General features: G+C 71.5%; 12 protein-coding genes and 1 riboswitch. Of the genes, 5 read left to right on the top strand and 7 right to left on the bottom strand.

The genetic code is table 11. The annotated features are described in order from the left end of the window. Nucleotides 1-2 precede the first annotated feature (2 nt). On the top strand, nucleotides 3-2,321 hold the full coding sequence (gene metE / locus ACIA8D_RS27550; protein WP_399236381.1) for a 5-methyltetrahydropteroyltriglutamate--homocysteine S-methyltransferase: 2,319 nt from the start codon (nucleotides 3-5) through the stop codon (nucleotides 2,319-2,321). 510 nt (nucleotides 2,322-2,831) lie between these two features. Further along, the gene (locus tag ACIA8D_RS27545; RefSeq protein ID WP_399236380.1) at nucleotides 2,832-3,434 is read left to right on the top strand and encodes a histidine phosphatase family protein; all 603 of its coding nucleotides are present in this window, start codon (nucleotides 2,832-2,834) and stop codon (nucleotides 3,432-3,434) included. On the opposite strand, the gene ACIA8D_RS27540 is transcribed toward ACIA8D_RS27545, so the two are convergent. From ACIA8D_RS27540 to ACIA8D_RS27530, 3 genes are all read right to left on the bottom strand, one after another. Beyond that, the gene (locus ACIA8D_RS27540) at nucleotides 3,428-3,616 is read right to left on the bottom strand and encodes a hypothetical protein (RefSeq protein WP_399236378.1); all 189 of its coding nucleotides are present in this window, start codon (nucleotides 3,614-3,616) and stop codon (nucleotides 3,428-3,430) included. The genes ACIA8D_RS27545 and ACIA8D_RS27540 overlap by 7 nt on opposite strands. Nucleotides 3,617-3,852: 236 nt before the next feature. Next, a complete protein-coding gene (locus ACIA8D_RS27535) occupies nucleotides 3,853-4,608 on the bottom strand; it encodes a CbtA family protein (RefSeq protein ID WP_399236376.1) in 756 nt (251 codons plus the stop codon). 25 nt (nucleotides 4,609-4,633) lie between these two features. Next, nucleotides 4,634-4,855: a CbtB-domain containing protein gene (locus tag ACIA8D_RS27530; protein ID WP_399236374.1), complete on the bottom strand. Its 222-nt coding sequence runs from the start codon at nucleotides 4,853-4,855 to the stop codon at nucleotides 4,634-4,636. A gap of 63 nt (nucleotides 4,856-4,918) precedes the next feature. Next, a riboswitch (cobalamin riboswitch) is annotated at nucleotides 4,919-4,989 on the bottom strand. Between the two features lie 197 nt (nucleotides 4,990-5,186). Between ACIA8D_RS27530 and ACIA8D_RS27525 the strand changes: the two genes are divergently transcribed. Genes ACIA8D_RS27525 through meaB form a run of 3 tightly spaced genes read left to right on the top strand, consistent with a single transcriptional unit; the run spans nucleotide 5,187 to nucleotide 10,172 of the window. Then, nucleotides 5,187-6,998, top strand: coding sequence for a methylmalonyl-CoA mutase family protein (locus ACIA8D_RS27525; protein WP_399236372.1), 1,812 nt, complete (start codon nucleotides 5,187-5,189; stop codon nucleotides 6,996-6,998). Further along, entirely contained in the window at nucleotides 6,998-9,178 is a 2,181-nt protein-coding gene (scpA, locus tag ACIA8D_RS27520) for a methylmalonyl-CoA mutase (RefSeq protein ID WP_399236370.1), read from the top strand. The genes ACIA8D_RS27525 and scpA overlap by 1 nt, the downstream gene beginning before the upstream one ends. Before the next feature lie 13 nt (nucleotides 9,179-9,191). Beyond that, a complete protein-coding gene (meaB, locus tag ACIA8D_RS27515) occupies nucleotides 9,192-10,172 on the top strand; it encodes a methylmalonyl Co-A mutase-associated GTPase MeaB (protein WP_399236368.1) in 981 nt (326 codons plus the stop codon). 790 nt (nucleotides 10,173-10,962) lie between these two features. On the opposite strand, the gene alaS is transcribed toward meaB, so the two are convergent. The 4 genes from alaS to ACIA8D_RS27495 all read right to left on the bottom strand — a co-directional run bounded on the left by alaS (nucleotide 10,963) and on the right by ACIA8D_RS27495 (nucleotide 16,224). Beyond that, nucleotides 10,963-13,608, bottom strand: coding sequence for an alanine--tRNA ligase (alaS, locus tag ACIA8D_RS27510; protein WP_399236366.1), 2,646 nt, complete (start codon nucleotides 13,606-13,608; stop codon nucleotides 10,963-10,965). 26 nt (nucleotides 13,609-13,634) lie between these two features. After that, complete coding sequence (locus ACIA8D_RS27505) at nucleotides 13,635-14,207, bottom strand: GNAT family N-acetyltransferase (RefSeq protein WP_399236364.1); 573 nt, start codon at nucleotides 14,205-14,207, stop codon at nucleotides 13,635-13,637. Beyond that, nucleotides 14,207-15,265, bottom strand: a complete 1,059-nt coding sequence (tsaD, locus tag ACIA8D_RS27500) for a tRNA (adenosine(37)-N6)-threonylcarbamoyltransferase complex transferase subunit TsaD (protein WP_399236558.1) — start codon at nucleotides 15,263-15,265, stop codon at nucleotides 14,207-14,209. Before tsaD ends, ACIA8D_RS27505 begins: the two co-directional genes overlap by 1 nt. A 497-nt stretch (nucleotides 15,266-15,762) precedes the next feature. Next, nucleotides 15,763-16,224, bottom strand: coding sequence for a Fur family transcriptional regulator (locus ACIA8D_RS27495; protein ID WP_399236362.1), 462 nt, complete (start codon nucleotides 16,222-16,224; stop codon nucleotides 15,763-15,765). Nucleotides 16,225-16,375: the final 151 nt, after the last annotated feature.

The following is a 16,375-nucleotide window of genomic DNA, read 5'->3' as shown; positions in this document are numbered from 1 at the left end:
CCGTGACCACCAAGACCGCAGCCGCGGCAGCACGGGCCACCGTGTACGGCTACCCGCGCCAGGGCCAGAACCGAGAGCTGAAGAAGGCGATCGAGGGGTACTGGAAGGGCCGCATCACCGCCGACGCCCTGCGTACCACCGCCGCCGAACTGCGCCGCACCAACCGTCAGGAAATGGCGGCGGCCGGCATCGACGAGGTCCCCACCGGTGACTTCTCCTACTACGACCACGTCCTCGACACCACCGTCATGGTCGGTGCGATCCCGGAACGCCACCAGGCCGCCGTCGCTGCCGACGCCCTCGACGGGTACTTCGCGATGGCCCGCGGCACCCAGGACGTGGCGCCGCTGGAGATGACCAAGTGGTTCGACACCAACTACCACTACCTGGTGCCCGAGTTGGGTCCGGACACGGTGTTCACCGCCGACTCCACCAAGCAGGTCGCCGAGCTGAAGGAGGCCCTCGCCGAGGGCCTCACCGCCCGACCGGTTCTGGTGGGCCCGGTCACGTACCTCCTGCTGTCGAAGCCGGCGCCGGGCGTCGCCACGGACTTCGACCCGCTGACGCTGCTGGACCGGCTGCTGCCCGTGTACGCCGAGGTCCTCGCGGACCTGCGTGCCGCCGGTGCCGAGTGGGTGCAGCTCGACGAGCCCGCCCTGGTCCAGGACCGTACCGCGGCCGAGCTCAACGCCGCCGAGCGCGCCTACCGCGACCTCGGTACCGCGACCGACCGGCCGAAGCTCCTTGTGGCCTCCTACTTCGACCGGCTCGGCGATGCCCTTCCGGTGCTCGCCAAGGCGCCCGTCGACGGCCTCGCCCTCGACTTCACCGACGCCGCGGCCGCCAACCTCGGCGCGCTCGCCGCCGTCGGCGGTCTGTCCGGCAAGCGGCTGGTCGCCGGTGTCGTCAACGGGCGCAACATCTGGGTCAACGACCTGGAGAAGTCCCTCGCCACGCTCGGCACCCTCCTCGGCCTCGCCGACCGCGTCGACGTCGCAGCCTCCTGCTCCCTGCTGCACGTGCCGCTGGACGCCGCCCTGGAGAAGGACGTCGACCCGCAGATCCTGCGCTGGCTGGCCTTCGCCCGCCAGAAGACCGCCGAGATCGTCGCCCTCGCCAAGGGCCTCGCCCAGGGCACGGACTCGATCACCGCCGACCTGGCGGTCAACCGGGCCGCGCTGTCCTCCCGCGCCACGTCGCCGATCACCCGCGACCCGGCGGTGCGCGCCCGTGCCGCCGCCGTCACGGAGTCCGACACCCGTCGCGCCCAGGCGTACCCGGAGCGGGCGACGGCCCAGCGCGTCCACCTGGGACTGCCGCTGCTGCCGACCACGACCATCGGCTCGTTCCCGCAGACCACCGAGTTGCGCACCGCCCGGGCCGACCTGCGCACCGGCCGCATCGACACGGCCGGCTACGAGGGGCGCATCAGGAACGAGATCCGCGACGTCGTCTCCTTCCAGGAGAAGACCGGCATCGACGTCCTCGTGCACGGCGAGGCCGAGCGCAACGACATGGTGCAGTACTTCGCCGAACAGCTCACCGGCTACCTGGCCACGCAGCACGGATGGGTGCAGTCCTACGGCACCCGCTACGTCCGCCCGCCGGTCCTGGCCGGGGACATCTCCCGCCCCGAACCGATGACGGTGCGCTGGACCTCGTACGCCCAGTCGCTGTCGGACCGCCCGGTCAAGGGCATGCTCACCGGCCCGGTCACCATGCTCGCCTGGTCCTTCGTCCGCGACGACCAGCCGCTCGGCGACACCGCACGCCAGGTCGCCCTGGCCCTGCGCGACGAGGTCAACGACCTTGAGGCGAACGGCACTTCGATCATCCAGGTCGACGAGCCGGCACTGCGCGAGACCCTGCCGCTGCGCGCCGCGGACCACGCCGCGTACCTGGAGTGGGCGACCGAGGCGTTCCGGCTGTCGACGACGGGGGTGCGGCCGGAGACCCAGATCCACACGCACATGTGCTATGCCGAGTTCGGCGACATCGTCCAGGCCATCGACGACCTCGACGCCGATGTCATCAGCCTGGAGGCCGCCCGCTCACACATGCAGGTCGCCCGCGAGCTGGCCGAGCACGGCTACCCGCGCGAGGCCGGGCCGGGTGTCTACGACATCCACTCCCCCCGCATCCCGAACGCCGAGGAGGTATCCACCCTGCTGCGCAAGGGACTTGAGGCCATTCCCGCCGAGCGCCTGTGGGTCAACCCGGACTGCGGCCTGAAGACCCGCGGCTGGACCGAGACCCGGGCCTCCCTGGAGAACCTGGTGTCCGCCGCACGAACCGTGCGAGCGGACCTCGACCCGGCCTGACGCATTGCGGTGGGGGCGCCGGTCGCACAGGGCGCCGGCGCCCCCACCGCCGCACCCGAGCGCCTTTCACGAAGCAGGGGGACAGTCGTGAAGCAAGAGCCGACGACCGTAGTCGTCAACGGAAAACCCATGATCGCCGTACCGGTCAAGCAGTACGAGTCCCTCCTCGCCCTGCGCAGGCAGCTGGGGGCCCAGGGAGCGCGTATGCAGTCACTGCGGAGAGCACTCAGCGATGTGGCCGACTTCCTGGAACGGCTCGCTGCGGCCGATCGTGAGCGCACCGATCCGGTCCTTGAGGCCTCGACGGACACGAGGACGGATTCTTCGCGGGCGCGAGCCTCTTCGAGCCCAGCGGGCGCGTCCGCCGGCCGGCGGACGCCTGTCGATCGACGCGGACCGGCGCACGCACGTGCCGTATCCGGTCGAGGGGCAGGGATTCTGATTTCCAGTCCGGTCTCCTGTCCGGAGGCCCGCCCCATCGCACCTCCCGTATGCCGGAAGGACCCCACCATGACCCAACGCGTCTGGTTCGTCTCGCCCGCCATGAACGCCTCGCTGCGGCAGGCCCGGTTCGACGACGGGGCCCCGCTGGACGCCGCGGGCCGCGAGGCCGCCGGTGCCGCGGCCTGTGCGCTGCCGAAGCCTGCCCTGGCCGTTGTGTCCGGGAGCCGACGCTGCCGTGAGACCGCCGAGCTGCTGGGCCTCGGTTCGCCCGTCGCGCCGGACGAGTTGGCCGCACCGGACACGGGCAACTGGCGCGGCCGGACCTTGGCCGAGGTGAGCGAGACAGCACCGCAGGATGTCGCCCAGTGGCTCGGGGACCCCGCTTTCCCCGCCGGAGGCGGGGAATCGGTGGCCGCCGTGTGCGCGCGGGTGTCGCGCTGGCTCGACGCGATGGCCACTGACGGCGGTCTCGTGATCGCCGTCGTGGAGCCGGAGTTGACGCGCGCCGCCGTCGTACACGCCCTGGGCGCACCGCTGTCGGCGTTCTGGCGCTGCGACGTGACACCGCTGACAGTCACCGAACTGAGCGGGCGCGACGGGCGCTGGAACGTGCGCTGCGGCCGACCCCTCGCCCAGCCCCGAGCTTCCGTCGGCCCGCTTCCTCAGTAGGTGCCGTCGCGGAAGCGGCTCAGCAGCGCCGCGAGGGCGCAACGCGGGCAGTCGGCCGCGATGCCGCTCCGCGCTCCTGATGGTGACACGGCACAGGAGCCCTCGGCGCAGTCCCCCGCCAGTTCCTCAAGCTCCTCAAGGAGGCGCTGCGTCCGTTTCGCCTGCTGGGCAAGGACGCGCACCTTGGCGCTCTGGCCGCCGAATCTGCCTTCGGCTCGCGACGAGTTGCTCGTACTCCTCCACGGTGAGTGCGACGGCCTCCCGGCCGCCGAGGACGATGTGTCGGGGCTGCATCTGTCTGCCCACTCGGCTCCTCGCTTCGTCGCCGGACCAGTGGTGCCGGGGTAAACGAGTGAGGGCCCCCGGATGGTTCCGTGGGCCCTCATTTCTGCCTCGATCCGCGTGCTCGGCCGGCTGGTCAGTTCCCTGCCGGCACCGCCTGGCCTGCCGTGGCAGGCTTGGGATTGAGCAGCCGCTCGGCAAACTCGCCGAAGATCAGTCCGAATCCCGTCCACAGCGTGAGCTGGATGGCGAGGGCGGAGAGTCGGAAGCGCCAGAGCACAGCAGCCGGGAAGTGCTCGGGCACCTCGTTGATCACGGGCAGGAACTGGAAGGCCAGACCGACGACCACGGCGAAGGCGAGGACGGCGACCACGGCGGCCCACCAGTTGCCCATGCGGGGTGCGAGTCGCTTGCCGAGGATGGTGGCCGCGACCGCGAGGAGGATGCTGAGCACCATCATCAGGAAGTACAGGGTGGTCCGTTTGCCGATGGTGTCGGAGTTGCCGACGGCGGGCGGGTTGGCCGGGTACTTCAGGAACGGTACGACGTACACGGCGAGCAGCGCACAGCCCGACAGCAGCAGCGCGGTCGCGCGGGGGCCGAAGCGGCCCACACGACCGAGCGCGAAGCAGTAGGCGAGTGCCGCGATGCCGCCGAAGGCGACGCCGTAGACGAGGACGCCGGTGGCGAGTCCGGCCGTCGACTGGAGGCCGCGGGAGACGAGTTCGACCTCGTCGCCGTGCGAGTGGCCGGCGTGCGCCTCCTCGAATCCGATGGCCTTGTCGACCATCGGCTCGCCGAGCCAGTAGGAGATGACGAGGGCGAGCACGCCGGCCGCGAGACCGGCGAGCATTCCGCGAACGAGCAGGTTGCGTACGGTGGTTGAGTTCATGAGAGCGCGACGTTCCTCTGTGTTCTCAGTGGCAGGGGAAGCCGAGCAGGTGACGGGCGTCGTGCACCCATTCGTGAACGTCCGCTCCGCTGAACACGGAGGTGGCGCCCTGTTCGGCGCCGACGAAGTACAACAGGACCAGCATCAGGACGCCGAAGAAGATCGCCCAAGGGGCGATGGCCTTCAGCGGCAGCTTGGCCGGAACGACGGGGGTGGTGGCGGTCGGCTGGGCGACGTGTTGCGCCATCGCGCAAGGCCTCCTTCGGGAGTTCGCGTCCCATATCGGTGGTGCGTGGAACGACAGCCACGGGTCTGACTCACGGAGCACCCGAAGGCCTCCGTTTACAGTGGCGCGACCGTGCCGGACTCTCACCGGCTTCCGTCGTGCTGTCGTCGAATCCCTCGGACAGTGCGTGTCGTGTGCACGGCCAAGACGGGGTGCGGTCAAGAGTCCGTCGTGGCCGGCCGCCAGGGCGTCCGCGCCCGGTCGCTAGGGTGTCGACGCCTCACGGGCAAGGTAAAGAAGGTCACACTCGCGTCCCGTCCCGCTCGGCACCCTCCTGACCTAGCATCCGAGCATGACGGTCCTGCCTGACGACGGGCTCTCCCTGGCAGCCGAGTTCCCTGACGCGACCCTTGAGCAATGGCAGCACCTGGTGGCGGGTGTCCTGCGCAAGTCGGGCAAGGAAGTATCGGCCGCCGAGGCGGAGGGCACCCTGTCCACCGCACTTGAGGACGGGTTGCTTGTCCCGCCCCTGTACACAGCCGACAGCGACGCGCCCGACCCCGGCCTGCCCGGATTCGCGCCGTTCGTACGCGGCGGCCGCGCCGAGGGGAACACGGCCGGCGGCTGGGACGTACGGCAGCAGCACACGGTCGCCGACTCCGCGACGGTACTCGCCGACCTGGAGAACGGTGTCACGTCGCTGTGGCTGACCACGGGCGACGCGACACGCTTCCCGGTCACTGCGCTGGCGTCCGCGCTCGACGGCGTCCACCTCGATCTGGCCCCCGTCGTCCTCGACGCGGGAGCCGAGTACGACGACGCCGCGCGGGAGCTGCTGCGACTCTACGACACGCGTGGCGTCGCCCCCGACGCCGTACGCGGCAATCTGGGCGCCGACCCGCTGGGGCACGAGGCCCGCTCGGGAGCCGCTGTCGACGTGGCGCCCGCCATCGAACTGGCCGGCAGCTGCGCCGAGTCGTACCCGGGGCTGCGCGCGCTGACCGTGGACGCGCTGCCGTACCACGAGGCCGGCGGGTCGGCCGCCCAGGAACTCGGCGCATCTCTCTCGACCGGCGTCGCCTACCTGCGGACCCTGACGGACGCGGGACTGAGCATGCAACACGCCCTGCACCAGCTGGAGTTCCGGTACGCCGCGACGGCCGACCAGTTCCTCACCATCGCCAAGTTCCGTGCCGCGCGGCGCCTGTGGGCACGGGTCGCCGAGGCGTGCGGGGCTCCGGCCTCGGGTGCGCAGCCGCAGCACGCGGTGACGTCGCCGGTGATGATGAGCCGGCGCGATCCGTGGGTGAACATGCTGCGCACCACGGTGGCGTCGCTGGCCGCCGGGGTGGCCGGGGCGGACTCCGTGACGGTGCTGCCCTTCGATCACGCACTGGGGCTGCCGGACGCGTTCGCCCGCCGCATCGCCCGCAACACCTCGACCATCCTCATCGAGGAGTCCCACCTCACCCGGGTCGTCGACCCCGCGGGCGGCTCCTGGTACGTGGAGCGTCTGACGGACGAACTCGCGCACGTCGGCTGGGACTTCTTCCAGGAGATCGAGCGGGCCGGCGGCCAGGCGGCGGCGCTGCGCTCGGGCCTGATCGGCGACCGGCTGGCCGCCACCTGGAGCGCGCGGAGCAAGAAGCTGGCCACACGACGTGAACCGGTCACCGGTGTGAGCGAGTTCCCGAACCTCGCCGAGAAGCCCGTGGCACGCGAGTCGGCGCCCGCCACCCGCGGCGGCGGCCTGCCCCGGGTGCGTCGCGACGAGGCGTTCGAGGCGCTGCGGGCCCGTTCCGACGCGCACCTGGCCGCGACCGGCGCCCGCCCCCGCGTGTATCTGGCAGCCCTCGGACCGGCCGCCGCGCACACCGCCCGCCTGTCCTTCGCCGCCAACCTGTTCCAGGCGGGCGGCATCGAGCCGGTCACCGAGGGCACGTTCGAGGAGAGCGGGGCGTCGGAGGCCTGCCTGTGCTCCAGCGACACGGTGTACGAGGAGCAGGCCGAGGCCGCCGCGCGGACGCTGCGCGAGGCGGGCGCGAGCCGGGTGTTCCTCGCGGGCCGCCCCGGAACCCGGGCGGGGATCGACGACCACGTCCACGCCGGCTGCGACGCCGTGGCCGTCCTCACCGCCACGCTCGACCGTATGGGAGTGTCCTGATGTCCATCCCCGACTTCTCGTCGATCGCGCTGGGAACCCCGTCCGCGGCGGGCGGGAGCGCCGACGAGTGGCGTGCGGCACTCAAGAAGGCCGCGGGCGGCGACGACCTGCTGTGGGAGACCCCCGAGGGCATCACGGTGCAGCCGCTGTACACCGGGCAGGACCTGGAGGGCCTGGACTTCCTGGGCACGTATCCGGGTGTGGAGCCGTATCTGCGCGGACCGTACCCGACGATGTACGTGAACCAGCCGTGGACCATCCGCCAGTACGCCGGCTTCTCCACGGCGGCGGAGTCCAACGCCTTCTACCGGCGCAACCTCGCGGCGGGTCAGAAGGGCCTGTCCGTCGCGTTCGACCTGCCGACGCACCGGGGCTACGACAGCGATCACCCGCGGGTCACCGGCGATGTCGGCATGGCGGGCGTCGCCATCGACTCCATCTACGACATGCGCCAGCTCTTCGACGGCATCCCGCTCGACAGGATGACCGTCTCGATGACCATGAACGGCGCCGTGCTGCCGGTGCTCGCGCTGTACATCGTGGCGGCGGAGGAGCAGGGTGTACCGCCCGAGAAGCTGGCCGGGACCATTCAGAACGACATCCTCAAGGAGTTCATGGTCCGCAACACCTACATCTACCCGCCGAAGCCGTCGATGCGGATCATCTCCGACATCTTCGCGTACACCTCGCAGCGCATGCCGCGCTACAACTCGATCTCCATCTCCGGGTACCACATCCAGGAGGCGGGCGCGACGGCCGACCTGGAGCTGGCGTACACCCTCGCGGACGGCGTCGAGTACATCCGGGCGGGGCGTGAGGCGGGGCTGGACGTGGACGCGTTCGCGCCGCGGCTGAGCTTCTTCTGGGCCATCGGCATGAACTTCTTCATGGAGGTCGCCAAGCTCCGTGCCGCCCGCCTGCTGTGGGCGAAGCTGGTCAAGCAGTTCGACCCGAAGAACGCCAAGTCCCTTTCCCTGCGCACCCATTCGCAGACGTCGGGCTGGTCGCTGACGGCGCAGGACGTGTTCAACAACGTGACACGTACGTGCGTGGAGGCGATGGCGGCGACGCAGGGGCACACGCAGTCGCTGCACACCAACGCCCTCGACGAGGCGCTCGCGCTGCCCACCGACTTCTCGGCGCGCATCGCCCGCAACACGCAGCTGCTCCTCCAGCAGGAGTCCGGCACGACCCGGTCGATCGACCCGTGGGGCGGCAGCGCGTACGTGGAGAAGCTGACGTACGACCTGGCGCGGCGCGCCTGGCAACACATTCAGGAGGTCGAGGACGCGGGCGGCATGGCCAAGGCCATCGACGCGGGCATCCCCAAGCTGCGCATCGAGGAGGCCGCGGCGCGCACCCAGGCCCGAATCGACTCCGGTCGGCAGCCGGTGATCGGGGTGAACAAGTACCGGGTGGACAGCGACGAGGAGATCGAGGTCCTCAAGGTCGACAACTCCTCGGTCCGCTCCCAGCAGGTCGAGAAGCTGCGGCGGCTGCGCGAGGAGCGCGACGACACGGCCTGCCGGGACGCGCTGGCCGCCCTGACCCGCGCCGCCGAGGGCGAGGGCAACCTCCTGGAACTCGCCGTGAACGCGGCGCGCGCGAAGGCCACCGTCGGCGAGATCTCCGACGCCCTGGAGAAGGTGTACGGGCGGCATGCCGGACAGATCCGTACGATCTCCGGTGTGTACCGCAATGAAGCAGGCGAGTCGCCGAACGTGGACCGCACCCGCGCCCGCGTGGACGCGTTCGACGAGGCGGAGGGGCGCCGGCCGCGCATCCTCGTCGCCAAGATGGGCCAGGACGGGCACGACCGCGGCCAGAAGGTCATCGCGACGGCCTTCGCCGACCTCGGCTTCGACGTGGACGTCGGCCCGCTGTTCCAGACCCCGGCCGAGGTGGCGCGCCAGGCGGTCGAGGCGGACGTGCACATCGTCGGGGTGTCCTCGCTCGCCGCGGGCCACCTCACGCTCGTGCCGGCGCTGCGCGAGGCGCTGGCCGACGAGGGGCGCGAGGACATCATGGTCGTCGTGGGCGGTGTGATCCCGCCGACCGACGTACCGACGCTGCTGGAGATGGGCGCGGCGGCGGTGTTCCCGCCCGGCACGGTCATCCCGGACGCGGCGTACGACCTCGTGGCACGGCTCGCAGGCGAGCTCGGGCACGACGACCTGTGAGCCGGTGACACGCATGGCCATCGATCTCGACACCTACGTCAAGGGTGTGCTCGACGGGAAGCGGGCGGTCGTCGCCCGCGCGATCACCCTCGTCGAGTCCACCCGGCCCCAACACCGGGAGCTGGCACAGCAGTTGTTGACCCAGCTGCTGCCGCACAGCGGCCGGTCCCGGCGGATCGGGGTCAGCGGTGTGCCCGGGGTGGGCAAGTCGACGTTCATCGACGCGTTCGGCACCATGCTCACCGGGCTCGGGCACCGGGTGGCGGTGCTCGCCGTCGACCCGTCGTCGAGCCGGACGGGCGGTTCGATCCTCGGTGACAAGACGCGCATGGAGCGGCTCGCCGTCGACCCCGCGGCGTTCGTCCGCCCCTCCCCCACGTCCGGCACGCTCGGCGGTGTCGCCAAGGCGACGCGCGAGTCGATCGTCGTCATGGAGGCCGCGGGCTACGACGTGGTGCTCGTGGAGACCGTCGGCGTCGGCCAGTCGGAGACGGCCGTCGCCAACATGGTCGACACCTTCCTCCTGCTCACCCTGGCCCGGACCGGGGACCAGTTGCAGGGCATCAAGAAGGGCGTCCTGGAACTGGCCGACGTGATCAGCGTCAACAAGGCCGACGGCCCGCACGCACGCGACGCGCAGACGGCCGCGCGGGAACTCGCGGGCGCGCTGCGGCTGATGCACGGCAAGGACGCCTTCTGGACGCCCCCGGTACTCAGTTGCAGCGCACGGGAGGGGACGGGCCTCGACACGCTCTGGGACCGCCTGGAGCAGCATCGCCTACTCCTCGACTCCTCCGGCCGGCTCGCCGATCGCCGCCGCGACCAACAGGTCGACTGGACGTGGACGATGGTCCGCGACGACCTGCTGAGCCGCCTGCACACCGACCCGGCGGTCCGCCGCCTGGCGCCCGAACTGGAGCAACAGGTCCGCGAGGGCACCCTCACCGCGACCCTGGCAGCGGAACGCATCCTGGACACGTTCCGTACCACCTGAGTCAACGTAATCCCCGATGTTGCAGTCGCCGCAACTCCGTTCGTTCACGGGGTTGCGAGGCGCCGAGCATGATCGTGTTCCGCCTCGCCCGGGGCGGGCTTCACGACGGTGTGAGGACGGCGGATGACTGCAGAGAAGACACCTTCGGCGGCGACAGGTCGGCGTCCTCTCCCACGGCACGCCTGAGTTCGCTGCCCTGAACGACCCCGTGGCAGCGGGTGTGGTGTGTCGTGCTGGGGCCCTGTTCACGTTCGACGGCGGCGGCCTTTCTGGGCATGTTCCGCGGATCGGTGGCGGGTGGCCGTCCCGATCGCCACCCCGACGGGTCACTCGCTCGACCCGCGGACGCTGCGCGAGGCCTTCGGGCAGTTCCCCACCGGTGTCGTCGCCCTCGCCGCCGAAGTGGACGGAGAACGCGTCGGCCTGGCCGCGAGCACCTTCGTCCCGGTGTCCCTGGCCCCGGCCGACCGACGCGACCCGTCTCGACAGCAGCGTCCTCGGCGCCCAACACGGCGCGGCCGCAAGCTCGTTGGGCCGGCGCACCGGAGACCGCTTCGCCGCCCTGTCCACCAGGACCACCCCTCAGGGCGCACTGTTCGTGGACGACGCCGGCGCCTGTCGGGACATGGCCCCGGTTTCCAGTCGGCGCGGCCGGTCGCCCCGCCCCGTCGTGCGGCCGATCGACCCACTCCCCGAGGTGCCCCGGGTGGGGGCACGGCTGTTCCCGTGACCGCCTGTCGGTTGCGCTGCGCGAAGTCGCCGAGCGCGGCCGACGCAGCCTGCGAGTGCGTCAGCGTTCGCTGATGAGGCGGGGCAGTGAGGCGAGCGTCCCGGTGACGCGGTCGGTGGGCAGGCCGCCGCCCTGGGCGAGTTCGGCGGAGCCGCCGCCTCGTCCGTCGAGGAGTGCCTTGATCAGTGCGGAGGCGTCCAGGCCGTGTTCGCCAGCCGCCGTGTTCAGGCCGATGACCAGGACTCCCTTGGCCGTGGCGACTGCCACCGCAACGGGGACGGCGGCGGGCAGGAGGTCGCGGACGGCCGTGGCCAGTGCGCGGGCCTCTTCCGCGCCTCCCTCGACAGTGACGGTGACGACCTGGACGCCGTTGACGTCGGTCGCGGTGCCGGCGAGTTCCCGGGCGCGCGCGGTGGTGGCCTGCGCCTTGAGGCGGGCGTTCTCCCGGTCGGTCGTCTTGAGACGGTCGATGAGTGCGGCGATCTTCTCCGGGAGTTCGGCGCGGGGAGCGCCGACCTGTGCGGCGAGGGCGGTGACGAGGTCTCGTTCCCGCGCGAGGTAGTCGAAGCCCTCGATGCCGACGGCCGCCTCCAGGCGGCGCATGCCGGCGCCGACGGAGGACTCGCCGGTAAGGGCGACGGTGCCGATCTGGGAGGCGCGCTCGACGTGGGTGCCGCCGCACAGTTCGCGTGACCAGGCACCGCCGATCTCGACGACGCGGACCTTCTCGCCGTAGGTCTCGTCGAACAGGGCGAGCGCGCCGATCTCCTTGGCCTCGGGCAGCGTCATCCAACGCACGCCGACGGGCAGGTCCTTGCGCAGGGCCCGGTTGGCGGCTTCCTCGATCTCGCTGCGCACGGCCGGGGACAGGGCTCCGCGCCAGGGGAAGTCGAGGCGGAGGTGGCCGGGCCGGTTGTAGGAGCCGGACTGCAGCGCGGTCGGACCGAGGATCTCGCGCAGGGCGGCGTGCAGGACGTGGGTGCCGGAATGGGCCTGGCGGGCGCCGAGCCGCCACTCCGGGTCGACCGCGGCGACCACGTGGTCGTCGGGGGCCAGCTCGCCTGCGGTGATGCGGACTTGATGGGCGACGAGGCCGGGCAGCGGACGCTGCACGTCCAGGACTTCGGCCTCCGCGTGGGCCGACGAGAGGCGACCGGCGTCGCTGTCCTGACCGCCGGATTCGGCGTAGAAGGGTGAGCGGTCCAGGACGACGGTGACGATCTCGCCCTCTCGGGCGACCGGAACCGGGCCTGCCGTGCCCAGGATGCCGAGGACGCGGGATTCGGTGGTCAAGGTGGACCAGGCTTGCCAGTCGGTGGGCCCGTGCGCATCCAGCAGGGCGCGCAGCGCCGTGGTGTCGGTGGTGCCGCCGGACTTGCGGGCGCGGGCGTCGGCGCGGGCGCGCTCGCGCTGGTCGTTCATCAGGGCGGTGAAGCCGTCGCGGTCGACCTCGACGCCTTGTTCGGCGGCCATTTCCAGGGTGAGGTCGATGGGGAAGCCGTAGGTGTCATGCAGCAGGAACGCCTGGGTGCCGGGCAACGTCCGGCCGCCCTCTTCCATCACCTGGGTGACGGCGGTGTCCAGGACGGTGGTGCCCTGCTTGAGGGTCGCGCGGAAAGCGTCCTCCTCGCCCTGCGCCTGGTCGGCGACGCGGGCGTACGCGTCGGCCACCTCTGGGTAGCTGGGCGCCATGCAGTCGCGGGCCACCGCCAGCAGATCGCCCAACACGGGATCCTGGTGGCCGAGTTGGCGCATGGAGCGGACCGCGCGGCGCAGGATCCGGCGAAGCACGTAGCCGCGGCCTTCGTTGCCGGGGCTGGTGCCGTCGGCCAGCAGCATCAGGGCAGTGCGGACGTGGTCGGCGACGACGCGCAGGCGGACATCGGCCTGGGCGTCGACGCCGTAACGGACGGCGGCGAGATCGGCCGCCCGGTCAAGGATGGGGCGGGTCTCGTCGATCTCGTAGAGGTTGTCGACGCCCTGGAGCAGGGTGGCCATGCGCTCCAAGCCCATGCCGGTGTCGATGTTGCGGCGCGGCAGTTCGCCCAGGATCGGGTAACCCGACTTGCCGACGCCCTCGCCGCGCTCGTACTGCATGAAGACGAGGTTCCAGAACTCCATGTAGCGGTCCTCGTCGACCGCCGGTCCGCCTTCGCGGCCGAGCGCCGGGCCGCGGTCGTAGTACAGCTCCGAGCACGGCCCGCACGGGCCTGGCACGCCCATCGACCAGAAGTTGTCCTCGTCGCCACGCGCGACGATCCGCGCATCGGGCAGGCCGACGACGTCTCGCCAGATACTCCGCGACTCGTCGTCGGAATGGTGAACGGTCACCCAGATCTTGTCCGGGTCCAGACCGTAGCCGCCCTCCGCCTGGGCGGTGGTCGACAGGTCCCAGGCGTAGGCGATGGCCTCGTGCTTGAAGTAGTCGCCCAGCGAAAAGTTGCCGTTCATCTGGAAGAACGAGCCGTGCCGGGTGGTCCTGCCGACTTCCTCGATGTCCAGGGTGCGCACGCACTTCTGCACGCTGGTCGCCCGCGGCCACGGCGCCTCCTGCTCGCCCGTCAGGTACGGCTTGAACGGCACCATGCCTGCGTTGACGAACAGCAGCGTCGGGTCCGGGGTGGGCAACGGCGCGCTCGGCACCACCGTGTGGCGGCGCGCGGCGAAGTAGTCCAGGAATCGGGAACGGATGTCGGCGGTACGCATGGGGTGGTGCTCCACAGTTTCGGTGATCACAGAGGGCGGGGCGCGAGGTGCCGGGCGGGATGCCTGGGGCCGAGCAACGCCGCGTGGCTCGTGCCCGAGGGCGAGGGATGGGTGGCGGTCGTCCAGCCGGCCCGTTCATAGAAGCGGAGGGTGTCGGTGGCGCGGGCCGCGGTGAGCAGCCAGCAGCGGCCGTCTGTACGGTCCGCGGTCACCGCGTGCAGGAGGCGTGCGCCGACGCCGGTTCCGCGGGCGTGGCCGGCGACCGCCAGTTCGTCGACCTCGCGGGCGCCGCACAGCCAGTCCTGCGTTCGCTGAGTCCCGAGTGCGGCGGCGACCTGCGGATAGCAGCGGTCGGCGGGAAGGGGTTTCGGGGTGTCCCAAGCGGTGGCCCAGCCGACTATCGTCTCACCGGCCAGGGCCAGCGCCGCCGTGAAGCCGGGCCGGTGCACGTCCCCGTCGAGCCGGTCCAGGTAGGCGTCGGCCCGCCCGGCGTCCTCGTTCCAGGGAGGCCGTCCGAAAGCGTCCCGGTAGACGTCCCGCACTCCGTTCGCGTACGAGAGCAGTCGTTGAGCAGGGACGACGTGCACGTCCGCGGTCATCAGGCGGCCCGGGGCGCGGGCGCGGAGAGCGGAGTCAGGGAGGCGTACTCCAGGGGCGCGGACGGGTCGATGGACACGTCGAGCGGAGCCGGCTCGGCGTCGGAGCGGACCAGCAGGTCCCCGACCGCGGCGATCATCGCGCCGTTGTCCGTGCACAACGTCATCGGCGGCACCCGCAGCTCGATTCCGGCCGCGGCACAGCGCTGTTCGGCCAGCGCGCGGACCCGGGAGTTCGCGGCCACTCCCCCGACGACGATCAGCGTGCGCACGTCGTGGTCGCGGCAGGCCCGCACGGCTTTGCGGGTGAGGACGTCCGCGACCGCCTCCTGGAGCGCGGCAGCGCCATCGGCGACCGACGGCTCCGCGCCGCGCAGCCGGTGCTGTTCCACCCAGCGGGCGGCAGCCGTCTTCAGGCCGGAGAAGGAGAACGTGTACGGGTCGTCGCCGCCCTTGGTCAGCGGGCGGGGGAAGGCGACCGCGTCCGGGTTGCCCGTCTTCGCGGCACGGTCGATGGCCGGGCCGCCCGGATAGGGCAGGCCGAGGATCCGGGCGACTTTGTCGAAGCATTCGCCGGCGGCGTCGTCGAGGGTGTCTCCCAGGTGCAGGATCGGCTCGCGCACCAGGTCGCGGACCAGGAGCAGGGAGGTGTGCCCGCCGGAGACGATGAGGACGACGCACGGTTCGGGCAGCGGGCCGTGCTCCAGAGTGTCGGCGGCGACGTGTCCGGCCAGGTGGTGCACGCCGTACAGCGGGACCCCGGCCGCGTAGGCAAGGGTCTTCGCCCCTGCCAGCCCGACCTGAAGGGCCCCCGACAGCCCGGGGCCGGTGGTGACGGCGAGCGCGTCGATCTGTCCGAGGCGCAGCCCGGCCTCGGACAGGGCCTGTCGCACGACCGGCGTGAACGCCTGGAGGTGTGCGCGCGAGGCGATCTCGGGGACCACGCCGCCGAAGCGGGCGTGCTCGTCCATGCTCGACGCCACCACGTGGGCCAGCAGCTTTCCGTCCTGCACGATGCCCGCGCCGGTCTCGTCGCACGACGACTCGATCCCCAGCACCACCGGTCCGCTCACTCCAGCCTCCTTCTGCATTTCATCTGCACTTGCAATATATGTGCAATAAGGAGCTACCGGCAGATCGCCTGGTCACCGCGGGACGCAGGGCACCAGGACACGCCAGGACGGAAAAAGGGACGCCCATGCCCACCACCGCGGCCATCGACAGCAGCAGAACCGTGGCGACGCCGATCAACGTGTTCACGGTCGCCCCCCCCGAGCGGCAGTACGAGCCCATCGCCCTGCTCGCGCACACCACCGAGGAGTCGATGAGGCACCAGCCCCGCTTCATCTGTGCGAACTTCCACGCCGGCCAGCACGGCGTACGCGTCGTCAACTACGCCCGGCGGGAGAGCGAGGAGCACTACTGGGAGATGCGCGCCGGCAGCGCGGCGCGAGGCCACATGGATCTCGCCGCCACCATCACCACCGACGTGCAGCCGCGCCTGTTTACCGTGGCCGCGCACCATCCCAAGGCGCAGGCGCGCGACGGGCTTGGGCGGTCAGACCGAGCAGGCCCCGCACAGCCCGTGGAAGAGCAGCGCGCCGGAGGCGTCGGGCCGCAGCCCGGTCAACTCCTCGATGTGGCGGGTCGCTTCGGCCAGGCCGCCGAGGGGCAGGTCCTTCACCGCCCCGCACCCGCGGCAGACGGCGTGATGGTGCGGCTCGGACCCGCCGCCGTAGCGCTTGGGCCCGGACCCGTCGACCGCGTGCGCCAGGCTGACCTCGGTCAGAACTTCCAGGGTGCGGTAGACGGTCGCCGGATCCACCCGTTCACCCGACCGGTGCAGCGCGTCGTGCACCTCCGCCGCGGACAGGTGAGCGTCCCGGGCCCCCAGGAGGTCCAGAATCCGGCGGCGGTTCGAGGTGGCGCGCAGACCGTGGCCACGCAGCAGCACCGAGGGGGACGGCACCGCCGTACCCGCGACATCGCCTGGTGAACGGCCGATCACGCGTCCCCCCATTCCCGCAGGCGACCGCGCCCGCCACCCCTGTTTCCGCCTCGACGCACGCCCCTGGTCCTAGGTCGTGTCCGCAAAGTCATGGCAGCCAGAGTCGTAGGCAGGCGATGGTGACCATGGCTTTGTAGTGGAGGGCGCGTTTGTCGTAGCGGGT

The sequence above is a fragment of the Streptomyces sp. NPDC051684 genome (genome assembly GCF_044453445.1).
In the GTDB taxonomy this organism is placed as follows: domain Bacteria; phylum Actinomycetota; class Actinomycetes; order Streptomycetales; family Streptomycetaceae; genus Streptomyces.
Note: the sequence above shows the minus strand (reverse complement) of the source record. Positions and strands in the feature narration are given on the sequence as shown.

Coding starts and splice junctions, on each gene's coding strand:
- ACIA8D_RS27545 (WP_399236380.1), top strand. CDS start 2,832: ATGACCCAACGCGTCTGGTTCGTCTCGCCCGCCATGAACGCCTCGCTG.
- ACIA8D_RS27535 (WP_399236376.1), bottom strand. CDS start 4,608: ATGAACTCAACCACCGTACGCAACCTGCTCGTTCGCGGAATGCTCGCC.
- ACIA8D_RS27530 (WP_399236374.1), bottom strand. CDS start 4,855: ATGGCGCAACACGTCGCCCAGCCGACCGCCACCACCCCCGTCGTTCCG.
- ACIA8D_RS27525 (WP_399236372.1), top strand. CDS start 5,187: ATGACGGTCCTGCCTGACGACGGGCTCTCCCTGGCAGCCGAGTTCCCT.
- scpA (WP_399236370.1), top strand. CDS start 6,998: ATGTCCATCCCCGACTTCTCGTCGATCGCGCTGGGAACCCCGTCCGCG.
- meaB (WP_399236368.1), top strand. CDS start 9,192: ATGGCCATCGATCTCGACACCTACGTCAAGGGTGTGCTCGACGGGAAG.
- alaS (WP_399236366.1), bottom strand. CDS start 13,608: ATGCGTACCGCCGACATCCGTTCCCGATTCCTGGACTACTTCGCCGCG.
- ACIA8D_RS27505 (WP_399236364.1), bottom strand. CDS start 14,207: ATGACCGCGGACGTGCACGTCGTCCCTGCTCAACGACTGCTCTCGTAC.
- ACIA8D_RS27495 (WP_399236362.1), bottom strand. CDS start 16,224: ATGGGGGGACGCGTGATCGGCCGTTCACCAGGCGATGTCGCGGGTACG.